The 20,098-nt window shown below is 62.9% G+C and carries 27 protein-coding genes and 1 pseudogene; 10 read left to right on the plus strand and 18 right to left on the minus strand.

Annotated features, from left to right (window positions below; genetic code table 11):
- Positions 1–230: 230 nt before the first annotated feature.
- Positions 231–369, plus strand: a pseudogene (locus O7B34_RS24310) (EVE domain-containing protein); the annotation flags it as partial.
- Between the two features lie 5 nt (positions 370–374).
- Here the strand turns inward: O7B34_RS24310 and O7B34_RS24315 are convergent.
- The 4 genes from O7B34_RS24315 to sppA all read right to left on the minus strand — a co-directional run bounded on the left by O7B34_RS24315 (position 375) and on the right by sppA (position 3,104).
- Positions 375–1,340 (minus strand): ornithine cyclodeaminase family protein, encoded by a 966-nt coding sequence (locus tag O7B34_RS24315; RefSeq protein WP_337148439.1) that lies wholly within the window; start codon positions 1,338–1,340, stop codon positions 375–377.
- Positions 1,341–1,377: 37 nt separating this feature from the next.
- Positions 1,378–1,743 (minus strand): DUF1049 domain-containing protein, encoded by a 366-nt coding sequence (locus O7B34_RS24320; RefSeq protein WP_337148441.1) that lies wholly within the window; start codon positions 1,741–1,743, stop codon positions 1,378–1,380.
- 40 nt (positions 1,744–1,783) lie between these two features.
- Positions 1,784–2,068, minus strand: coding sequence for an integration host factor subunit beta (locus O7B34_RS24325; RefSeq protein WP_006200394.1), 285 nt, complete (start codon positions 2,066–2,068; stop codon positions 1,784–1,786).
- 79 nt (positions 2,069–2,147) lie between these two features.
- Positions 2,148–3,104 (minus strand): signal peptide peptidase SppA, encoded by a 957-nt coding sequence (gene sppA, locus O7B34_RS24330; RefSeq protein WP_337148443.1) that lies wholly within the window; start codon positions 3,102–3,104, stop codon positions 2,148–2,150.
- 353 nt (positions 3,105–3,457) lie between these two features.
- Between sppA and lptC the strand changes: the two genes are divergently transcribed.
- From lptC to ptsN, 6 genes are all read left to right on the plus strand, one after another.
- The gene (gene lptC / locus O7B34_RS24335) at positions 3,458–4,171 is read left to right on the plus strand and encodes an LPS export ABC transporter periplasmic protein LptC (RefSeq protein WP_337148445.1); all 714 of its coding nucleotides are present in this window, start codon (positions 3,458–3,460) and stop codon (positions 4,169–4,171) included.
- On the plus strand, positions 4,158–4,766 hold the full coding sequence (locus O7B34_RS24340) for an LptA/OstA family protein (RefSeq protein ID WP_337105444.1): 609 nt from the start codon (positions 4,158–4,160) through the stop codon (positions 4,764–4,766). The genes lptC and O7B34_RS24340 overlap by 14 nt, the downstream gene beginning before the upstream one ends.
- Positions 4,766–5,584: an LPS export ABC transporter ATP-binding protein gene (lptB, locus tag O7B34_RS24345; RefSeq protein ID WP_027143038.1), complete on the plus strand. Its 819-nt coding sequence runs from the start codon at positions 4,766–4,768 to the stop codon at positions 5,582–5,584. Before O7B34_RS24340 ends, lptB begins: the two co-directional genes overlap by 1 nt.
- Before the next feature lie 294 nt (positions 5,585–5,878).
- Positions 5,879–7,405 carry an RNA polymerase factor sigma-54 gene (rpoN, locus tag O7B34_RS24350; protein ID WP_337148447.1) on the plus strand — a complete coding sequence of 509 codons (1,527 nt, stop codon included), beginning with the start codon at positions 5,879–5,881 and terminating at the stop codon, positions 7,403–7,405.
- Between the two features lie 264 nt (positions 7,406–7,669).
- Entirely contained in the window at positions 7,670–8,254 is a 585-nt protein-coding gene (gene hpf / locus O7B34_RS24355) for a ribosome hibernation-promoting factor, HPF/YfiA family (RefSeq protein ID WP_027143036.1), read from the plus strand.
- Between the two features lie 57 nt (positions 8,255–8,311).
- On the plus strand, positions 8,312–8,776 hold the full coding sequence (gene ptsN / locus O7B34_RS24360) for a PTS IIA-like nitrogen regulatory protein PtsN (RefSeq protein ID WP_027056629.1): 465 nt from the start codon (positions 8,312–8,314) through the stop codon (positions 8,774–8,776).
- A 71-nt stretch (positions 8,777–8,847) separates the two neighbouring features.
- On the opposite strand, the gene O7B34_RS24365 is transcribed toward ptsN, so the two are convergent.
- The 3 genes from O7B34_RS24365 to O7B34_RS24375 all read right to left on the minus strand — a co-directional run bounded on the left by O7B34_RS24365 (position 8,848) and on the right by O7B34_RS24375 (position 9,923).
- Positions 8,848–9,105 (minus strand): DUF1150 family protein, encoded by a 258-nt coding sequence (locus O7B34_RS24365; protein ID WP_015315721.1) that lies wholly within the window; start codon positions 9,103–9,105, stop codon positions 8,848–8,850.
- Positions 9,106–9,169: 64 nt separating this feature from the next.
- The gene (locus tag O7B34_RS24370) at positions 9,170–9,595 is read right to left on the minus strand and encodes an Hsp20 family protein (protein WP_013893014.1); all 426 of its coding nucleotides are present in this window, start codon (positions 9,593–9,595) and stop codon (positions 9,170–9,172) included.
- Position 9,596: 1 nt separating this feature from the next.
- Positions 9,597–9,923 (minus strand): hypothetical protein, encoded by a 327-nt coding sequence (locus O7B34_RS24375; protein WP_156938169.1) that lies wholly within the window; start codon positions 9,921–9,923, stop codon positions 9,597–9,599.
- On the opposite strand from O7B34_RS24375, the gene O7B34_RS24380 reads away from it, so the two are divergent.
- Complete coding sequence (locus O7B34_RS24380; RefSeq protein ID WP_337148449.1) at positions 9,898–10,842, plus strand: nucleoside hydrolase; 945 nt, start codon at positions 9,898–9,900, stop codon at positions 10,840–10,842. The genes O7B34_RS24375 and O7B34_RS24380 overlap by 26 nt on opposite strands.
- 39 nt (positions 10,843–10,881) lie before the next feature.
- Here the strand turns inward: O7B34_RS24380 and O7B34_RS24385 are convergent, their stop codons facing one another.
- The 10 genes from O7B34_RS24385 to O7B34_RS24430 all read right to left on the minus strand — a co-directional run bounded on the left by O7B34_RS24385 (position 10,882) and on the right by O7B34_RS24430 (position 18,047).
- The gene (locus tag O7B34_RS24385; RefSeq protein WP_337148451.1) at positions 10,882–11,262 is read right to left on the minus strand and encodes a hypothetical protein; all 381 of its coding nucleotides are present in this window, start codon (positions 11,260–11,262) and stop codon (positions 10,882–10,884) included.
- Positions 11,263–11,337: 75 nt separating this feature from the next.
- Positions 11,338–11,952 (minus strand): LysE family translocator, encoded by a 615-nt coding sequence (locus tag O7B34_RS24390; RefSeq protein WP_337148452.1) that lies wholly within the window; start codon positions 11,950–11,952, stop codon positions 11,338–11,340.
- A gap of 93 nt (positions 11,953–12,045) precedes the next feature.
- Positions 12,046–13,491 carry an amidase gene (locus tag O7B34_RS24395; protein ID WP_337148453.1) on the minus strand — a complete coding sequence of 482 codons (1,446 nt, stop codon included), beginning with the start codon at positions 13,489–13,491 and terminating at the stop codon, positions 12,046–12,048.
- Position 13,492: 1 nt separating this feature from the next.
- Positions 13,493–14,398 carry a ribokinase gene (locus O7B34_RS24400; protein ID WP_337148454.1) on the minus strand — a complete coding sequence of 302 codons (906 nt, stop codon included), beginning with the start codon at positions 14,396–14,398 and terminating at the stop codon, positions 13,493–13,495.
- A gap of 88 nt (positions 14,399–14,486) precedes the next feature.
- Positions 14,487–14,969 (minus strand): hypothetical protein, encoded by a 483-nt coding sequence (locus O7B34_RS24405; RefSeq protein ID WP_337148455.1) that lies wholly within the window; start codon positions 14,967–14,969, stop codon positions 14,487–14,489.
- Positions 14,944–15,462: a hypothetical protein gene (locus O7B34_RS24410; RefSeq protein ID WP_337148456.1), complete on the minus strand. Its 519-nt coding sequence runs from the start codon at positions 15,460–15,462 to the stop codon at positions 14,944–14,946. Before O7B34_RS24410 ends, O7B34_RS24405 begins: the two co-directional genes overlap by 26 nt.
- Complete coding sequence (locus O7B34_RS24415; RefSeq protein WP_337148458.1) at positions 15,429–15,821, minus strand: hypothetical protein; 393 nt, start codon at positions 15,819–15,821, stop codon at positions 15,429–15,431. The genes O7B34_RS24410 and O7B34_RS24415 overlap by 34 nt, the downstream gene beginning before the upstream one ends.
- A gap of 22 nt (positions 15,822–15,843) precedes the next feature.
- Positions 15,844–16,314 carry a hypothetical protein gene (locus O7B34_RS24420; protein ID WP_337148459.1) on the minus strand — a complete coding sequence of 157 codons (471 nt, stop codon included), beginning with the start codon at positions 16,312–16,314 and terminating at the stop codon, positions 15,844–15,846.
- Between the two features lie 222 nt (positions 16,315–16,536).
- Positions 16,537–17,415: a methylated-DNA--[protein]-cysteine S-methyltransferase gene (locus tag O7B34_RS24425; RefSeq protein WP_027143024.1), complete on the minus strand. Its 879-nt coding sequence runs from the start codon at positions 17,413–17,415 to the stop codon at positions 16,537–16,539.
- A gap of 137 nt (positions 17,416–17,552) precedes the next feature.
- Positions 17,553–18,047, minus strand: a complete 495-nt coding sequence (locus O7B34_RS24430) for a DUF2244 domain-containing protein (protein ID WP_027143023.1) — start codon at positions 18,045–18,047, stop codon at positions 17,553–17,555.
- A gap of 22 nt (positions 18,048–18,069) precedes the next feature.
- On the opposite strand from O7B34_RS24430, the gene nth reads away from it, so the two are divergent.
- The gene (nth, locus tag O7B34_RS24435) at positions 18,070–18,876 is read left to right on the plus strand and encodes an endonuclease III (RefSeq protein ID WP_337148460.1); all 807 of its coding nucleotides are present in this window, start codon (positions 18,070–18,072) and stop codon (positions 18,874–18,876) included.
- Here the strand turns inward: nth and O7B34_RS24440 are convergent.
- On the minus strand, positions 18,870–19,325 hold the full coding sequence (locus O7B34_RS24440; RefSeq protein ID WP_337148461.1) for a DUF2214 family protein: 456 nt from the start codon (positions 19,323–19,325) through the stop codon (positions 18,870–18,872). The two genes, nth and O7B34_RS24440, sit on opposite strands and share 7 nt — an antisense overlap.
- A 220-nt stretch (positions 19,326–19,545) precedes the next feature.
- Between O7B34_RS24440 and O7B34_RS24445 the strand changes: the two genes are divergently transcribed.
- Positions 19,546–20,085, plus strand: coding sequence for a GNAT family N-acetyltransferase (locus tag O7B34_RS24445; RefSeq protein ID WP_337148462.1), 540 nt, complete (start codon positions 19,546–19,548; stop codon positions 20,083–20,085).
- Positions 20,086–20,098: the final 13 nt, after the last annotated feature.

A 20,098-nucleotide genomic window follows, 5' to 3' on the forward strand; every position in this document is an offset into this window, starting at 1 on the left:
TGGCGGTCTTACTCTCAATCTTGGTCATGGTGGCGTTCCTTCGCGGGAATCAGGTGACGTTGAACATCACCAGCCTGCCATGACCGCCCTCTCTCAGCGAATTTGCAGAACTCTCAGCACACTACCCGTTCCGAACGCTTGCTTGACCTGATCCAGTCGCTGCGCCGGCACCGCCGGCCGGTGGGCGGGCAAGCATTGGCCGACGGAGAACAGGCCAATGGGGAACAGAAATGAGCGCGTGTTGGATCGCGGTAGCGTCGGCCGACCATGCGCGGCCGGCAAGGCGGCTTCATGCAGGTCAACCACGGCAAGGCGGCACCGCTGCACCGCGTCAGGCCTGGCGACGGCATCGTCTATTACTCGCCGACCACCGATTAGCCCCTGAGCGCCTTGTAGACGGCAATGCCGGCCGCCAAGTCCTCGAGTGCCGCGCCAACCGACTTGAACAGCGTGATCTCGTCAGGGCTGCCGCGGCCTTCCCTTTGGCCGCGCGCCAGTTCGTGCAGGTCGGCGACGATGGCTTCCGGCTTCAGCACGCCGGAGGCCAGTGGCTGGACGATGTCGCCGGCCTCCTTGGTGGCGCCGGCGCGTGTGTCGACATAGACGCGGGCGCGCATGATCGCGTCGTCATCGCTTTCGCGCATCGTCGGGGTGAAGCCGCCAACCAGATCGACATGGGTTCCCGGCCGCAGAAGCGCACCCTTGATCAGCGGCGTGGTGGTGATTGTCGCCGAGGAAACTATGTCGGCCTGGCCAAGCTCGGCATCGAGATCGGTCGCCGCGCTGGCCGCGAAGCCCTCGGCGCGCAGATCGGCCGCGACTTTCTCGGCGTTGGCCGAGGTGCGGTTCCAGATGCGGATGGTCTTGATTGGCCGCACGGCGCTATGCGCCTTGGCCAGGAAGGGTGACAGCGCGCCGGCGCCGACCACCAGCAGCCGCGAGGCATCGCCGCGGGCGAGATAGGACGCCGCGAGCGCCGAGGCGCAGGCCGTGCGCCACTGCGTCAGCCGCTGGCCGTCGATCAGCGCTTCCGGTTCGCCGGTGCTGCCGTCGAGCAGGAGGTAGAGCCCCATCACGGCGGGCTTGCCGATGGCGTTGTTGTCGGGCGAGACGGTGACGATCTTGACGCCGATATGGCCGCCGGCGGAACCGCCCGGGGCTTGAAAGTCGGTCCAGGCCGGCATCAGCAGCAGGGTCGACGCCGCACCGTCAGGCCTTTCGACCGCGTGATGATGCCTGACCGGCTGCACCGCGCCCTCGCGAAATGCCGTGCGCAGCGTCTCGACCAGACCAGGAAAGGTCAGCGCACGATCGACCTCGGCGGCCGAAATGGTCAGCATGAAAGGCTCCGTGAAAAGAAATGCGCCGGCCGACGCTTCAATTGGTGGGCTTCGGCAATGCTGACCCTGGGGCTGACCCTAGGGCCGCCCCTTGGACCGGGGCTTGCGGCACTGAAGGCGCGCGGACCGCCTGGCGCAGGTTTTCCGCCTCGACGCCGCGCTGGCGCGCCAGCTTGCGGTAGCGGCCCTGCTTGACCCAGGTCGCCAGGCTGCCGACGACCATGCCGACGGCGAGCGCCAGGAACAGGAAAATAAACAGCGGCAAGGTCAGCGTCAGCTTCGGATTGCCGGGATTGAACGGGTCCAGCGTGAAGGCGACGAGTTCGCGGTTGGCGACGGCCAAAGCGATCAGGATGATCGCCAGGGGCACGAAGATCACGATAAGTATGAAGCGGTTGAGCATGATATTTTCCGTCGCAAGCGGGCCGGGACAAGCCGTCCGGCTACTTGCCGCCGTTCAGCCTTTCACGCAGTTCCTTGCCGGTCTTGAAGAACGGCACCCATTTCTCCTCGACCTCGACGGATTCGCCGGTGCGCGGGTTGCGGCCGGTGCGGGCAGGTCGGTTCTTCACCGAAAAAGCGCCGAAACCGCGCAATTCGACCCGGTTGCCCTCGGCAAGCGCGTCGGTGATTTCATCGAAGATCGCGCCGACGATGTTTTCGACGTCGCGCAGGAAAAGATGCGGATTGCGCGTGGCAATAATCTGCACAAGCTCGGACTTGATCATCAGACGGGTCCCCGTGAAAGCAGTTCGGCCAAAATTATCAAGATGATTTTATTTGCTTTTTCAGCTGTCCCAACGCGTCTCAAGGGTGCCAGACGGAAACGAGACCGTCAAGAAACAAGCGGTCGGCGCCAAGTTCATGGATGACGTCGCCGCCGGAGTCCGGCAGGCCGAGGGCGCCGGCGACCGTGCGTGCCATCGCCTTCGAGAACAGGAAACCGCCGCGCCGTTCCGTGTCCTTCCACTCGACCACCTTGAGCTTGGCATCGACACCCTTGGTCGCCAGCCAGTCGATCGCCACGGATTCGCCGCCGACGGCGTCGATCAGCCCGTTGGCAACACCCTGGCGGCCGGTGAAGATCGAACCGTCGGCGAGCGCCAGCGCCTGCTCGTGGGTCATCTTGCGGCGTTCCGCGACGATGCCGACGAACCAGTCGTAGCTGTCGAGGATGAGCTTGCGGACCATGGCGCGTTCGTCGTCATTGGTCGGCTTGAAGGGCGAGGGTGAGGCTTTCAGCGGCGAGGATTTCACCTCCTCCAGCTTGACGCCGAGCTTGTCCATCAGGCCGCTGACGTCGGGATACTGGATCAGCACACCGATCGAGCCGACGATCGAGGTTTTGCGGGCGACGATATGGTCGGCGGCACTGGCGATCATGTAGCCCGCCGACGCGGCGAGCGTGCCGACCTCGGCCACGACAGGCTTATCGGCGGCGAGCTTGCGCACCTCCTCGTAGATCGACTCCCCGCCGACGGTCGTGCCGCCGGGAGAATCGACCACCAGGATCACGCCTTTTACTTTCGGCGACTGGCGGATGGTCTCCAGCCGCTTGATCAGTTCGTCGTCCTCGGTGATGGTGCCTTCGATCCTGACCTTGGCGATGTGGTCGACGGCAGAGCCGCCGAAATCGTCGCCATAGAACCAGGTCGACAGCGCAATCACGCCGAGCGCCACGATGCCAAAGGCCGCAACACGCCAGAAAGTCAGTTTGCGCCGCAAGCGGCGGCGGTCGATCAGGTCGTCGGCTCTCAATGCCATCGTCAGCCTCACAGTCAGCGGGAAGAGACGCTTTTAGACCATGATGTCTTCATCGGGAAGCAGTTCCGTCCCGCACATGGCGCGGCAATCTGCGCGCGACGGTCCATATGCTGTCTTTTTTGTGACTGGCCTATGCGGGCGATGCAAGGTAAGTGCGAAGAACTTCGGTGATGAAAAAAGACGCAAGGGCGTCTATTTCTGCTATGAAGCACTGGCTGTTGCGCTGACCCGGTTTTGTTTGTGCACGGCAGCTGTCACATTTTTGCGGTTTTCGTCGGCTTGTGCTTGCGTGAGGGCGCTGGCGTCCCACCTATAGGCGGGGCTCCTGGGCAGGGTTTTGGAAGAAAGCAGTCATGTTAGCGCGACCGAATGAACAGACCAGCCCGGAGACGGAGTTGGCTCCCCCGGCGGATGGCTGGACGCGGGGCGAAGCTTTCGACCGCGCCCAGCGTCATTCGCGCCGCGTGCGCGTGCTCAAATTCGCCGTGCCCTTGGCCGCGGCGTTGATCGCCGTGGCCTTCCCGGTCTACTCCTATTTCGCCGCGCCCGTCTCCGTCGCCGTGCAGGCCGAAGGCACCGCCTTCTCCAACGGCAAGCTGGTGATGGCCAATCCCAAACTCAACGGTTTCACCAAGCAGAAGCAGCCTTATTCGATGACGGCGCTGCGGGCGATACAGGATGTGAGCACGCAAGGCATCATCGAACTCGAAGGCATCGACGCCAAGGTGCCGATCGCGCCCGACAATGTCGCGGCGGTAAAAGCCTCGCACGGTACCTACGATCGCGACGGCAACACGATGAAACTTAACAGCGACGTGACCATCACCACGACCGACGGCATGCAGGCCAAGTTCAAATCGGTCTTCCTCGACATGGGCAAAGGCACTATGAAGACGGATGATCCCGTCGATGTCAGCCGTGGCGGGTCGCAGATCAGGGCGGATTCGATGTCGGTCCAGGACAATGGCAAGATCCTGGTGTTCGAGAACAAAGTTCGTGTCAATATCGATCCCGCCGTTCTGAAGGCGGCTGAGGCAAAGGGCGAAGAATCGAATGTGGGTCAATAGTTCGACACGGCTTGCGGCCGCAACTTCGGCGCTGTTCCTGCTAAGCCTGGCGCCGTCGCTGGCCCAGTCGGGGGCGGCCAGTCAGGTGTCGGGTCTCAAACTGGCCGGCGACAAGCCGATCCAGATCGAAAGCGACAAGCTGGAAGTCCACCAGGCCGACAGTGTCGCCATCTTCACCGGCAACGTCACCGTCGTCCAGGGGCCGACGCTGATGAAGGCCGGCAAGATGATGGTCTACTACGTCAAGGATCCCAACGCGGGCGCGAAGGGGGCCGAAGCCGCCGGGGCGGCAGCCATGACCGGCTCGGCCAACATCGATCACCTGGAGATCTCCGACAAGGTCTACATCAAGTCGGATCAGCAGGTCGCGACCGGCGATCAGGGCAGCTTCGACATGAAGAGCCAGGTGCTTGTGCTTTCGGGCAAAAAGGTCGTCCTGTCGCAAAACGACAATGTCCTGGTCGGCTGCAAGCTTACCGTGCAGATGAAAAGCGGGCTGGCCCAGGTCGACCCATGCGCCGGGCAGCGCGTGCAGATGTCGATCACGCCCCCGCCGAAATCGGATGCGTCGAAATCGGGAGCGACGAACCCCTGATGGCCAGCCTGTCGTCGCTGACGGCGCGTCTTCCGGGACGGGCCGCAGGCAAGCTTTCGGCTCCGGCCGCGATCACCGTCGACAAGGCGAAGTTCAAGGGAACCTTGATCGCCAAGGGCCTGACCAAGAGCTACAAGGGCCGCAAGGTCGTCAGCGGCGTCACGCTGGGCGTGCGCGCTGGCGAAGCCGTCGGGCTGCTCGGCCCCAACGGCGCCGGCAAGACGACCTGTTTCTACATGGTCACCGGCCTGGTGCCGGTGGATGAAGGCACGATCGAGATCGACGGCTTCGACGTCACCTCGATGCCGATGTATCGCCGCGCGCGCCTCGGCATCGGCTATCTGCCACAGGAGGCCTCGATCTTCCGCGGCCTCAATGTCGAACAGAACATCCGCGCCGTGCTCGAAGTGGTCGAAAAGGACCGCAAGGTTCGCGAGCGCAGCCTCGACGAACTGCTCGAGGAATTTCACATCAGCCATCTGCGCAAGGCGCCGTCCATGTCGCTCTCGGGCGGCGAAAGGCGGCGCCTGGAAATCGCGCGCGCGCTGGCGACGCGCCCGGCCTATATGCTGCTCGACGAACCCTTCGCCGGCATCGATCCGATCGCCGTCGCCGACATCCAGCAATTGGTGCGTCACCTGACGGCGCGCGGCATCGGTGTCCTCATCACCGACCACAATGTGCGTGAGACGCTCGGCCTCATCGACCGTGCCTATATCATCCATGCCGGCCAGGTGCTGACCCATGGCCGCGCCGACGAAGTGGTGGCAAATCCCGACGTGCGGCGGCTTTATCTCGGCGAGGGTTTCACGCTCTGAGACGTTCGCTGTCTGAAACAGCGAACCGTCCCGTGTCTTTTTTCACGGTATTCCGATCGGAAAGCCATTTTTTCCCGGCTCCTGGAATCGCTCTCAGCGTGAAATTTGTTTCCTGATACGATTTTTTGCGCGCCGACGGCCAGTTTTTCGCGATTTTGATCCGCAATAACGCTCCGGTAAGCGAGTTTTGCTAGGCTTTGCCTTGACAAGCAAAAGCCGGGCCAGTTTCTATGGCCGGCCGAGAAATTCATTCCGGAAGTCCGGACGCGTAGAGGAGGCGTTTGAAACCGAACCATGGCATTGGCGGCGAAACTACAGCTCCGACAGTCGCAGTCGCTGGTGATGACGCCGCAGCTGATGCAGTCGATTCGGCTGCTGCAGTTCACCCATGCCGAGCTCGAGCATTTCATCGACGAGGAGATCGAGCGCAACCCGCTCCTGGAGCGCGCCGAGCCGCAGGACGATGCCGCGAGCGATCAGGCGCAGAAGCTCGAGGCTGAGCCGCAAGCGGCGCCCGATGGCGACTGGTTCGAGAACGAGACGGCATGGAGCGCCGAGGCGATCTCGGAAAAGCTCGATACGTCCCTGGAAAACCTGTTTCCCGATGATCCCGGCACCAGCGAACGGCTCGGGCCCGACCTGACGGCGCAATGGAAATCGGCTTCGGGCAGTGGCGGCGGCTCCTCTTCCGAGGGGCTCGATGCCGGCGACATGGCGGCGAGCGCGATCACGCTGCGCGACCATGTCAGCGAGCAGGTCGCGCTCGCCTTCACCGATCCCGTAGCGCGGCTGATCGCCGGAGAACTTGCCGATGGGCTCGACGAGACCGGCTACGTCAGGGCCGATCTGGCGGAGATCGCTGGGCGGCTTGGCGCCGACGGCGTGGCGGTGGGCAAGGTGCTGGCCGTATGCCAGACCTTCGAGCCGGCCGGCCTGTTTGCCCGCGATCTCGCGGAATGCCTTTCCCTGCAGCTTGCCGTGCGTGACCGGCTCGATCCGGCCATGAAGGCCCTGATTGCCAATCTCGAACTGCTGGCGCGCCGCGATTTCCAGACGCTTAAGCGGCTCTGCGGCGTCGATGAGGAGGATTTGCTCGACATGCTGGCCGAAATCCGGGCGCTCGACCCGCGGCCGGGCATGGCGTTTTCGGGCGGCGCCAGTAACTCGATCGTCGCCGATGTCGAGGTGCGGGCGGCCAATGACGGCAGCTGGACCGTCGAACTCAACGCCGAAACGCTGCCGCGCGTGCTGGTCGACCATATCTATTTCGCCCAGGTGTCGCCGCACGCGAAGAACCAGGCGGAGAAGGACTTCCTGGCCGAGTGCCTGCAGAATGCCAACTGGCTGACACGCAGCCTCGACCAGCGGGCCAAGACGATCCTCAAAGTGGCCTCGGAAATCGTACGCCAGCAGGACGCCTTCCTCGTCCATGGCGTGCGCCACCTGAAGCCGCTCAACCTGCGCACGGTGGCGGACGCCATCGGCATGCACGAATCGACGGTCAGCCGGGTCACCGCGAACAAATACATGCTCACCCCGCGCGGCGTGTTCGAACTGCGCTATTTCTTCACCGCCTCGATCGCGGCATCGGGTGGTGGCGATGCGCATTCCTCCGAAGCGGTGCGTGATCGCATCAAGCAATTGATCGACGAAGAGAAGCCGGTCGATGTGCTGTCGGACGATGCTATCGTCAACATGCTGAGGGAAAGCGGCGTCGATATCGCCCGTCGTACGGTCGCCAAGTACCGGGAAGGCATGAATATTCCCTCATCGGTGCAGCGCCGGCGCGAGAAGCGGGCGCTCGCCAGCGCCGGCCGTTAGGCACTCGCGATTTTCACAGTTTTCGAGTTTCATTGACAAGCCACGGTGAAGTGGCTAGAAGCCCGCCCGCATGAGACGGGCTTGATGCCCGCTAGCGGATGGTCCGTCACGACAATGACCCGGGACGGTCAAGAAGGCGGCTTGTGATCAACCGGAAAGTTCGGATTTAAATCGGCGCGAGTGACGCCGCAAAGCTTGTGCGCACGGATCACGAGTATAAACTCGGGCCAGTTTGAAGCCTGAGCAAGGAAGGTCAGTTTTCAGATGAATCTGCGCATTTCGGGAAAGCACATGGATATCGGCGATGCGTTCCGCACACGCATCAACGATCGTGTCGGTGAAGCGATCGGCAAATATTTCGATCGCGGCTTCGCGGGGCACGTCACCGTCATCAAATCGGGCTCGCGCTATTCGGCGGATTGCATGATCCGGCTGGATTCCGGCGCCTCGCTGCAGGCCACCGGCGATGCCCAGGATCCGACGCTCGCCTTCGAGGCCGCCGCCGATCGGCTGGAGACCCGGCTTCGGCGCTACAAGCGCCGTCTGAAATCGCACAATTCGGGCAATGCCAATGGCGAGTTGACCGACATTGCCTATACCGTGATGGCACCGCTTGCCGATGACGATGAGGAGATCCCGGAGGATTTCGCACCGGCCATCGTCGCCGAATCAACCATGACGCTGAAGACCATGTCGGTGGCCTCAGCCGTCATCGAGCTCGATACCAAGGACAGTCCGGTGGTTGTTTTCCGCAATGCCGGAACCGACCATCTCAACATCGTCTATCGCCGGCCCGACGGAAACATCGGCTGGATCGATCCGTCCACGACCAAAGTCGCACAGGGATAAAAGCCGGCCGCACGAGGGGTGGGGACTGGCGCGGCAGGCGAACAAGGATTTTCAAGCATGGATCTGAGCGATCTTATCAGCGTTCCGGCGATCTTGCCGGCGTTGAAGGCGAACTCCAAGAAGCAGCTTCTGCAATTGCTGTCCGAGCGGGCCGCGGCGATTTCGGGCATCCCGGAACGGGAGGTGTTCGACACCATCCTGCAGCGCGAACGCCTGGGTTCGACCGGCGTCGGCAACGGCATCGCCATACCGCACGGCAAGCTCGCCGGCGTGAAGCGCATCGCCGGCGTTTTCGCCCGGCTGGAAACCCCGGTCGATTTCGAATCGCTGGATGACCAACCGGTTGATCTGGTGTTTCTGCTGCTGGCGCCTGAAGGGGCGGGTGCCGATCACCTAAAGGCGCTGTCGCGCATCGCGCGCGTGCTGCGCGACGCCGACACGGTGGCCAAGGTCAGGGGGACGCGCGACGCCGCGGCGATCCACGCGCTTTTGTCGGACACGCAGGCCTCGCACGCGGCCTGAAGCCATCTTTTTTAAAAATCACCCCAAGGGCCGCCGTGAGCGGCCCTTTTCAGTTAACCCACTGGCCGACTTTAATGAATGGCGACGGTGGTCAGGTCGTTTTCCATGGCGCCGGCCAAGGCACGGTCACGCGCATCGGAAAGCAGGATCGGCTGGCCGTTGGCGCCAAACAGGGCCCACAGCTCCATACCGGGCGCGATTTCGCCGATGTTGGGGAAGCGGCCGAGCAGTTCATCGCTCGAGACCTTGCGCAGATAGGCGACCGAGCCTTCGCCGAGATGGGCGAACTCGCCGCTGGTCATGGTGATGGTTTCGTCAGTTCTGGTCATTTCAAGCCTCCTTGGCGCGAGGACGCCGCTCAAGGCCATCCCGCATGAGAGCCATCAGTGAAGATCAGTCTTTCACCGATATATTTATTTTCCGTACCAGCCGTTCAGACTCCGGCCGATCGAGATCGATCGACAAAAGGCCGTTCTTCAGCTCCGCCGCGATCACGCGCATGCCGTCGGCCAGCACGAAGCAGCGCTGGAACTGGCGTGCGGCAATGCCGCGATGAAGGAATTCGCGCTCGGTATCGTCGGTCTGACGACCGCGCACGACCAACTGGTTTTCCTCCGTTGTCACATCGAGATCGCTTTCGGCGAAACCGGCGACGGCAAGTGTAATGCGTAGCCTTTCGGCCTTGCCGTCGGCACCGCTGAGGCGCTCGATGTTGTAGGGAGGGTAGCTGTCACCGGACTTCGCCAGACGCTCCAGGGTCTTTTCCATGGCGTCGAAACCCAGGAGAAGCGGGCTGGAGAAAGGCGTCATTCGGCTCATGTTACACTGTCCTCTCAAGAGCGACATAAACTGGAAAAACCCAAATGGCATTTTTCCCGATGGCCTTGATATGGTCCGCCCCACGACCAAGTTCAAGCCACCAAAAGACCCGCCCAAAAAGACCAAGCCGTGGACTCACAGGAATAATCGACATGGCGCTTGAAACGACGCGCGGATGCAAGGAGAAGCGCGCAGGCCGGGACCGTTCCCCGTCGAGCGGTTCGGCAGCTTGCAGCCGGTTGGCGTTTTTCGGGCGCACGATCGGTCCGGTGAGCTGATGGCTAGCCAAACAAGGAATTGAAATGCCCCAACCACGCAAGATCATCATCGACACCGATCCCGGCCAGGACGATGCCGTCGCCATTCTGCTGGCGCTCGGCAGTAGCGAACTGGACATCATCGGCATTACTGCCGTTGCCGGCAACGTGCCGTTGAAACTGACCGAAAAGAACGCCCGCAAGATCTGCGAACTGGCCGGCCGGCCAGATATCAAGGTCTATGCCGGCGCCATCCGTCCGTTGGCGCGCGAACTGGTCACCGCCGAGGAGGTGCATGGCAAGACCGGTCTCAACGGGCCGCAACTGCCCGAACCGACGATGAAGCTGCAGGAGCAGTATGCCGTCGATTTCATCGTCGAGACGCTGATGAAGGAAGAGAGTGGCACCATCACGCTTTGCCCGCTCGGGCCGCTTACCAACATAGCGCTGGCACTAATCCGCGAACCGCGCATTGCACCGCGCATCAAGGAAATCGTGCTGATGGGCGGCGGCTTCTTCGAAGGCGGCAATGTCACGCCGACCGCCGAATTCAACATCTATGTCGATCCGCAGGCCGCCGATCTGGTTTTCAAGTCCGGCATCCCGATCGTGATGATGCCGCTCGACGTCACCCACAAGGCGCTGACCACGTCCAAGCGCATCGATGCCTTCCGCAAGCTTGGCAGCAAGGTCGGCATCGCCACGGCAGACATGCTCGAATTCTTCGAGCGTTACGACGAGGAGAAGTACGGCACCGATGGCGGGCCGCTGCACGACCCCTGCGTCATCGCCTACCTGTTGAAGCCGGACCTGTTCAAGGGCCGCCATTGCAATGTCAGCGTGGAAACCGCCTCGGAACTGACCATGGGCATGACCGTGATCGACTGGTGGGGCGTGACCAAGCGGGAAAAGAACGCCATGGTGATGCGCGACATCGACCATGACGGGTTTTTTGGGCTGCTGGTGGAGAGGCTGAGGCGGCTTAACTGACGTTTTTTTGACAACGCGCGTTGTCACCAGCGCGCGTTGTCACCCATTGAGCAATCGATAGGTGTCGACGCCGTGCTTGTGGTGTTGCCGTTCAATAGGAACGAGAGAGCCAAGAAGATGCGGTCGCTCGACGTCATCGTCGATTGATATCCGCGTGTTGTCGTCATCAAGGCGCACATCGTAGGTATAGTATAAATTGTGACCTACCATGGCATACGGGCTGATAGGCTTCACTCTGATGTATTCGACCACGGCCATCACGCGTTGGCTGGCGACGACCGGATTGGCCTGAAGCCCTACAATCGCGATGGATTTCATCAGCGCAAAGGCGCAAAAGAAAGCGATGCCGACCACTGCGTCGCTGTACTCATATTGCCAAATAAGCAAGCGATCCCGAAAGGAAACGTTTGATTTGCGCATAGTGAAGAATTGTGCAGCGGCGTGCAATTCTTCAATATGTCTCTGTGAAAATATATGAAGAAGGCGCTTTCGTGGTTACTTCGACCGCGAAAACGCCAGCCACAGGCCGCCGCCGACCATGAAGCTGCCGCTGATCCTGGACAGGAGCTTGACGCGGCTGGCCGAGAGCATACGGCCGGCGCGGCCGGCGGCGAGCGCATAGGTCGAATCCGACATGGCGGCGAAGATCATGGCGGTTAGGCCCATGACGGCGATCTGCAGCGAATAATTGCCCTGCGGCGCGATGAACTGCGGGAAGAAGGCGCCGAAGAAAATCAGCGTCTTGGGATTGCTCAGCGCCACCAGCAGGCCCTGCAGGAAGAAGCCACCGCGCGGTTTCCGGGCGGTTCCGTCGGCGTTCAGCGTGCCCTTCGAGCGGAACATCTGCACGCCCATCCAGATCAGGTAGGCGGCGCCGATCAGACGCACCCACTCGAACCAGTGGCCCATGCCCGAGATCAGCGTGTTGAGGCCGATGCCGACGATGGCGATCATGACGGCGAGACCCGCCTGTGTGCCGGCGACATTGGCGAGACCAGCACGAGTTCCGTGGCGGATGCTGTTGGCGATGATCAAGGTCACCGTTGGCCCGGGGACCAGGATGATGACGATGCAGGCAAGAACATAGGCGGCGTAGAGTTCCAGCGACATGATTTTTCCTCGCAATGCCGCTACGCGGCCTTTCAGGCGACAATCAATGCATGGCGGCGATAACGACGCAAGCCGGTGCGCGGCGCGCCTGGCTCAGGCGCCGGCAGGCCAGGGCAACGTCGTCTCATAGGCGGCCGCGGCCTTCAACACGGCGAGATCGCCGCGTGGCCGGCCGATCAGCTGCATGCCCATCGGCCGGCCCCTGTCGTCGAAGCCGACCGGCACATTGACCGCCGGGCAACCGCCCAAGGGGGCGAAGGCTGAAACCTGCATCCAGCGATGGTAGCTGTCCATCGCCCGCCCGGCGACCTCGCGGGGCCAATGGGTGCCGACATCGAAGGGGAAGACCTGTGCGGTTGGCAGCGCGATGAGGTCGAAGCGGTCGAAGATCGACAACAGCATCCGGTGCCAGGAGGTGCGCACGACCGAAGCCGCGCGGATTTGCGGCGCCGTCAGCCGCATGGCGTTCTCTACTTCCCAGACGGCTTCCGGTTTCAGCAGGCCGCGCCTGGCGGGATCGTCATAATGCACTTTCAGGGCGCAGCCGCTGCTGGCCTGGCGCAGCGTCACGAAGGCTTGCCAGAGTGCTTCGAAATCGAAATCCGGTCGCAAGGGCTCGGCCAGGAAGGATACATCCGTGAACCGTGCGAGTGCTGCCTCACAAAGATCGAGGATGCCGGGCTCGATCGGCAGATGGCCGCCGAGATCGCCCAGCCAGGCGATGCGGCCGCCGGTCGCCACCGTCGCGAGCCCTTCAAGGAAGGAGCCTTGCTTCTCATAGGACAGGGGCGCCTGCGGGTGATAACCGGCCTGCACGTCGAGCAACAGCGCCATGTCGGCGACATTGCGACCCATCGGCCCCTCCACGCCCATCTGCGCCTGAAAAACCTCGAAGTCGGGACCAGCGGGCACGAGCCCCTGCGATGGCCGAAAACCGTAGACATTGTTCCAGGCCGCCGGGTTGCGTAGCGAACCGCCGAAATCGCTGCCGTCGGCGACGGGCACCATGTCGAGTGCCAGCGCCACCGCCGCACCGCCGCTCGAGCCGCCGGCGGTGAGCGACGGATCGAAAGCATTCAGCGTCGGCCCGAACACGTTGTTGTAGGTGTTGGAGCCGAGCCCGAATTCGGGAACATTGGTCTTGCCGATGATGATGGCGCCGGCGTCGCGGATGCGTTCGACGAAGAAATCGTCTTCCTGAGGCACGAAATCGGCGAAGATCGGCGAGCCGAACGAGGTCCTGAGGCCCTTTGTGGAGGCAAGGTCCTTGATGGCAACGGGAAGGCCAAAGAGGGAGCCGCTTCCATCCGTCCGCCTGATATCGGCGGCGTCGGCGTCGCGCAAGATGTCGGCGCGGTCGCGCAACGAGACAATGGCGTTGACCAGCGGGTTGACCGCATCGATGCGATCGAGGAACGCCGTCACCACCTCGCGCACGGAGAGTTTCTTTCGGCGGATCGCGTCGGCGAGTTCGACAGCCGACAGGCGGCAGATGTCGCTGGCCGCGGGTACGGCATGTCTGGTGCGGGGGCGCATCATCTCAACGGGTTTCCTGCAAGGCCTGGTCGACATCCTTGGCCAGCGGGATTGCCGGCTGGGCGCCGGGCTTGAGGCAAGCCAGCGAGCCGGCGGCGCCGGCACGCGCCAATGCCTGTTCGAGCGTGAGGCCCGATGCCAGGCCGGCCGCGAAATAGCCGCAGAATGTGTCGCCGGCGCCGACCGTGTCGACCGGCGTGATCTTCAACGCGGGAACGGTCAGGAAATCGCTCGGCGTCGCCGCCGTCACGCCGTCGCCGCCAAGCGTGACGATGATGGCGCGTCCGGTTTTCCCGGCAAAATCGCGCATGCGCGCCTTCCGATCGCGGCCGCTGAGCGCCAGGGCCTCGCCATAGAGGTCGAACTCGGTTTCGTTGGCGACGACGTAATCAGCCTTGCCGAGGAAGCCGGCCGCTTTGGCGTGGAACGGAGCCGTGTTGAGCACGGTGACCGCGCCGGCCGCCCTTGCCTGGTCGAGGGCCGCATCGATCGTCGCGAGCGGAATCTCATGCTGCAGCAGCACGACGTCGCCCTTTTTCAGAAAAGCCTTGGAGAGGTCGCCGGGCACCACGGAAGCATTGGCGCCGGGCACCACGGCGATGATGTTCTCGCCGTCGTCGCCGACCATGATCAGCGCCGTGCCGGTCGAGGCAAAGGTCTCTCCCACACCCGACAGGTCGACCTTGGCCTCGCGCAGCAACGCTAGAGCTTCGGGTGCGAAATTGTCCTTGCCGACGGCGCCGACCATGCGCACCTGAGCACCGGCACGTGCGGCGGCGAGCGCCTGGTTGGCGCCCTTGCCGCCGGGCGCCGTCGTGAAACCGGAACCGCTCACCGTCTCACCGGGGCTCGGCAAGCGGTCGACATTGGCGATAAGGTCGAGGTTGATCGAGCCGACTACGATAATCAAGAAATGCCTCCTGCTGAATGCAGGGGAAGCTATCCTGCCAGGCCGTTCGATGCCAGACCACGCGAATGGTCCAGCACAATTTGCCGCCTCACTCGCATCGCACGGTGACGATGCCCTGATAGTTGCCGGCGGGAAAGATACCGCTCGATTTGGTGGCGGTGAGGTCGATCTGCATGGCGTGGGTGCCGTTGACGACCCTTTGCGGCACGCCTCCATTGTTGTCGACGCCCGAGCCATCGAGGCGGAAGACCGAGACGAAGGTCACGTTGGTGCCGCCGCCGCTCGGCGCGGACGAGAATGCCGCAGGCGCCGGCGCTGAAACCGAATAACAGTCCAGCAGGTTGAACAGCGAGCACAGCGTGGAGCTTGCCACCACGGTGGCACTGGCGCTCGATCCGCCTGCCTGCTTGGATCCGAGTATGCCGATGGCCGGATTTGCGGTCATCGTTCCCGATGCCCCGACCATGATGGTGCAGGTGCCGATGATCGCCGCCTGCGCCGGAAGGCAGAAGCCGGCGAGCGCGGCCATCGCAAGCAGCGCCCTGTTATTTCTTCTTCTTTTTCTTGCCATCACCGCTTCCGGTCCTGATGCTCCAGCCTTCGTTGGCCCATCCGGGTGATGCGGCCACGGGCGTGGGAGCGCTGGCGGCCACGCTCGCCGTCGGGCCGTCGCCGCCGAGGCCCATCTTGAGCAGTTTCAGCTCCAGTTGCAGGCGCTCGACCTCGAGTTCATAGAGGCGGCTGCAATCGACACGCTTAGGCGTACGACCGATCGGAATCACCACGCGGCCGTAGGTGGCGACGTCGTTGTTCGACTGGCTGTTGCCTCTGATAACGCCGAGGTCGAAATAGGCGCCGGTGCCCGACACCGCCGAACGGCAGGTGGTGCCGTCGGAGGCGTGGACCTCGTCCTGGCCCTGAGGCAACGTCACGCCGGGCAGATTGAAGCCGCTCTCGTTCTGATTGAGGTTGTAGACATCCTCGGCCAGAACCGGCGAGATCCCCGTCCACATCGCCGCAGACGCGACTGTCAGGACTTGCGGTGCCCAAAAAACTTTCCGCATATCTGTGCCTTTATCTGCGTCTGTTGATTGGGAAAGGGGATGCTCTCGGTACAGATACGCACTTTACGCTCGGCAGCGCCGCCGAAGGGCACGACCACAAGGACGGGACGGGAAGCCTGCGAGCCCAGTTGGAAGACGTTCGGAGAGATCTTGGCGTCCACTGGCTGAAAATTCTGATCGTAGACGTGGATTTCGACCTTTATCTTCTGGCCGTAGGGATTGGCGGGGAACACACGGACCGCGAAGGCGTCGGTGAAACTGTTGACCTCACCCCGCATCGGCGACATCGACTGGGCGCCCGCGGCAATGGGCATCAATCCGACGGCCAGCGCCGTCGCCAGGTTCAGAGTATGTTTCAAGGACCCCTCCTTCGCGGGGACGTCATTCGCAACGCAGCGTTACCGTTGCCTGATAGTTGCCGTTCGCGAAGCGATTGCTGCCGCCCTTGGTGCCGGCGAGATGGACCGAGACAAGATCGGCGCCGGGGACAGTCAGGGCGGTGGAGGAACCAGTTTCCGCGATCGTGTGGGCGCCGCTGGCAGAATAGGTCGATGTCCAGGTGATGGCCGTGCTGTCGGCGGCAGGCACGGTGGTGAGGGTCACCGGATCGACGCTCAGCGAAACACCCCCGGTGGTGGTGAGCGTGACTGTTCCAGCCGAACCGCCGCTGTTGTGCGAGCTCAGCGACTGAAGGTCGGGGCTTACCGTCATCGTGCCGTTGGTGGCGACGACAAGCGTGCAGGTCGCGGTGACCGTGCCGTTGAAAATGACATTCTGCTGTGTGGCCATCGCAGCCTGGTCCAGGCACGCGACCAGCAGAGTTGCGCCGAAAGCGGCGCGAAACAACGTCATCGAAACCCTCCTATTAAGTCGGAATGTCCGAATTAATATGGGTCATCATCGCTTTAGCATGGTTAATTTAGTGTAAACTTAAATAAAGCGTCAAAACAACGGCTGTGAAGAAACCGATGGTTGTCGCCGGTTGTATCCAGAAATTCTCGAAATAATTCCCACTAATACTTCGCAATGCGAATATTCATATATTCCTTGGAGCCGGAATTAAAAATCGACATTTTAGGACGAAATCTGCCCCGCCTCCCAGCCGAGGATGGCGCGCTTGCGGGTCAGGCCCCAGTGATAGCCGGTGAGATCGCCTGATTTGCCGATGGCGCGGTGGCAAGGCACCACGAAAGAGAGCGGGTTGGCGCCGTTGGCGGCGCCGACCGCGCGGCTGGCGCTCGGCGCACCGATGCTGGCGGCGATCGAGGAATAGGTGCGGGCCTTACCCATCGGGATCCGCAGCAAGGCTTCCCAGACGCGGACCTGAAAGTCGGTGCCGATCATGACGACGTGCAGCGGCTGGTCGGCGCGCCACAACGTCGGCTCGAAGATGCGCGCGGCATAGGGGCCTGTCGCTTCCCTGTCCTCGACATAGAGGGCGTTGGGCCAGCGGCCGGACATGTCGGCGAAGGCGGCGCGCTCCTCGCCGACGTCGCAGAAGGCGAGGCCGGCAAGCCCGCGATCCGTGGCCATGATCAGGGCAGTGCCGAACGGGGACGGGTGATAGCCGTAGCGGATGGTGAGGCCGGCGCCGCGCGTCTTGTAGTCGCCCGGCGACATCGCCTCATGGGTGACGAACAGGTCGTGCAGCCGACCGGGACCGGACATGCCCAGTTCGAAAGAGGTTTCGAGCAGCGGCATGCCGGAATCGAGCAGCTTGCGCGCATGGTCCAGCGTCACCGCCTGCAGGAAGGCCTTGGGTGACAGGCCGGCCCAGCGGGTGAAGAGTTTTTGCAAGCCGGTCGGCGTCTCGCCGACCTCCTCGGCCAGTTCTTCCAGCGATGGCTGGTCGCGATAGTCGAGGCTGATCTTCTCGATGGCGCGGCGCACGATCTCGTAGTCGCTGCCCTCGGGCGTGATGTCCTTCTTGAGGACTGCCGTGTGTGTGCTCATGGACCTGTCTCCTTGGGCCGGAATATCGCCTCTTGGGGCGCCGATCGCCACCCGAAACTTGCCTTCTTGCAGCGCTTGCCCAGATAGACTCCGGGTTCGAGCCCGGACGGAAAGCCGCTTCTTTTCCTGGAATTGCTTCAGCGCGCCTTGGCGGTCGCCAGCGCGCGCGCGAAGGCGGTGGCGAAGCTCTCGCGGGAATCGGGGTCGAGGAAGCCGCCGATCGGCACGTTCTGGCCCTGTGCTTCCACGATCATTCTGGTGATGCCGATCTCGGCGTGACGGGCGACCGAAAACCGCGCCCAGAAAGGGTTGAAGCGGTGCGCTTCCGATTTTCCCGAGGGGGCCGTCTTCCGGATATCGAGGCTGGTGCGCGAGACCGACACTTCCTCGCGGGCGCGTGCGGCCCGATAATTGACGCGGAAGGCGATATAGACGGCAATCACGTCGAGGCCGAAGAAGCCGAACACCGGCCAGGCGCCGCGCGACAGGAAAAACGCACCCGTGACCAGCCAGCCGAACATCAGTGCGCCCATCAGGATCAGGAAGCCCGTCCGGCCGAGCGACCGGTGTGGGGTCAGCAATGCGTGAAAGAAGGGCTCATCAGCCTGAAACGAGGCGTTTGTGTCGCTCATGACAGGATATTATAGGAGGGAAATGGCCAGCCCCAAGTCCAAAGAATCTTCCATGCCCGAAAAAGAGCCGCCGTCCGGACGGCGCGACGGCTCCAATGCCAAGCCGGGTCCACGTCCCGCTCGGCGGACTTCGCGCTACAGCCCGGCCGAAGTGCACGAGATTTTCCGACGCTTTTCGGTGCAGCGGCCAGAGCCGAAGGGCGAGCTCGAACACGTCAACCCCTTCACGCTGCTGGTGGCGGTGGTGCTGTCGGCGCAAGCGACCGATGCCGGCGTCAACAAGGCGACGCGGGCTTTGTTCAAGGCCGCCGATGCGCCGCAAAAGATGCTGGCGTTGGGTGAAGCCAGGGTCGGCGACTATATCAGGACCATCGGGCTCTGGCGCAACAAGGCCAAGAACGTCATCGCACTATCGGAGGCGTTGATCCGCGACCACGGCGGCGAGGTGCCCGATGATCGCGATGAGCTGGTCAAGCTGCCCGGTGTCGGGCGCAAGACCGCCAATGTCGTGCTCAACATGGCCTTCGGCCAGCATACGATGGCGGTCGACACCCACATCTTGCGCATCGGCAACCGGCTTGGCCTGGCGCCTGGCAAGACCCCGGAACAGGTCGAGCAGGGACTGCTGAAGATCATCCCGGACGAATATATGCGCCATGCGCATCACTGGCTGATCTTGCATGGCCGCTATGTCTGCAAGGCGCGCAAGCCGGATTGCCCGGCCTGCGTCATCGCCGATATCTGCAAGGCAGAGGTGAAGACGACCAGCATTCCGGCACCGCTGGTGCCGATCGCTCCGCTTGAAACGATTGCCGCCGACGATCAGTAGCCGTAGCCACGCGCCATCGCCGCGGCGAAAACCGGGATCAGCAGGAAGACGAACGCCTCGGCGCGGATATAGGTCTTCACCGAGACCAGTTCGCCGACAGGCACGGCGAAGGCAGGATTGGCGCTCGCCTGCCGGCTCCAGGACAGGAAACGCACGGTCGGGATGATCGACAGCAGGCCGACGGTGCCGAATGCCGCCATCTTGGCCCAGAACACCCAGTTGTAGACGTAGAACTCCCAACCCTTGAGCCCCCAGACGACACGGCCGATACCGACGATGATGATGAGCGCGGCGATGATGCCGTAGTGACGGTCGATGCCGGCGAGCCGCTTGAGCGTCGCGGCGGGCAGGTCGCCACGGATCAGCACGAATTCGGCGCCGATGATCCCGGCTAGCGAGAACACCAGCAGATGGTGGATGATGGCGAGCACGAGGTCGGTGGTGTCCATGCGGGTTTCCTTGGATCGGCGGCAGTGGCCGGCGCCTGAAAAATTGGGACGTGCTGATTCAGCCGTCGTCGAAAATAACACCGCCGCGCGAAAATCCCATAGCGCCCGGATGTCGTGAAGGCTGCCGGACGTTGCGGCTTGGATGATGGTTCCTGGTTTCCTGGCTCTTGCACCGCGCCGGCGATTTGCTAACCGCAGGCCGTAACGCGAGGCAAATCCAATGAACACGACGCAAGCGACCATCGCCCCGGTCATCGAGACGCCGCGAACCATCCTGCGGGCACACCGGCTCGGCGATTTCGATGCCTATGCCACGATGTGGGCCGACCCCGTCGTCACCCGTTTCATCGGCGGCAACTCGCGCACGCGTGAAGAAAGCTGGATGCGCTTCCTGCGTCACGCCGGCCTGTGGTCGCTGCTGGGCTACGGCTTCTGGGCCATCGAGGAGAAAGCGACTGGCCGCTTCGTCGGCGAGGCCGGGTTCCACGATCTGAAGCGCGACATGGAGCCGTCGATCGAAGGTATCCCCGAGGCGGGGTGGGCGCTCGCTCCGGCCGCGCACGGCGCCGGCCTTGCCACGGAGATCGTCAGCCGCGTGCATAGCTGGGGCAACGAGACGTTCGGACTTGCCAGAACCGTCTGCATCATCGATCCCGACAATACGGCCTCCTTGAACGTCGCCAGGAAGTGCGGCTATACCGAACTGACGCAGATCCTCTATCACGACGCCCCGATGATCCTGCTGGAGCGGCTGCCCTGAGCGGCGTCATCGA

It is taken from the genome of Mesorhizobium sp. Cs1299R1N3, from assembly GCF_037179625.1.
Lineage (GTDB): Bacteria > Pseudomonadota > Alphaproteobacteria > Rhizobiales > Rhizobiaceae > Mesorhizobium > Mesorhizobium salmacidum.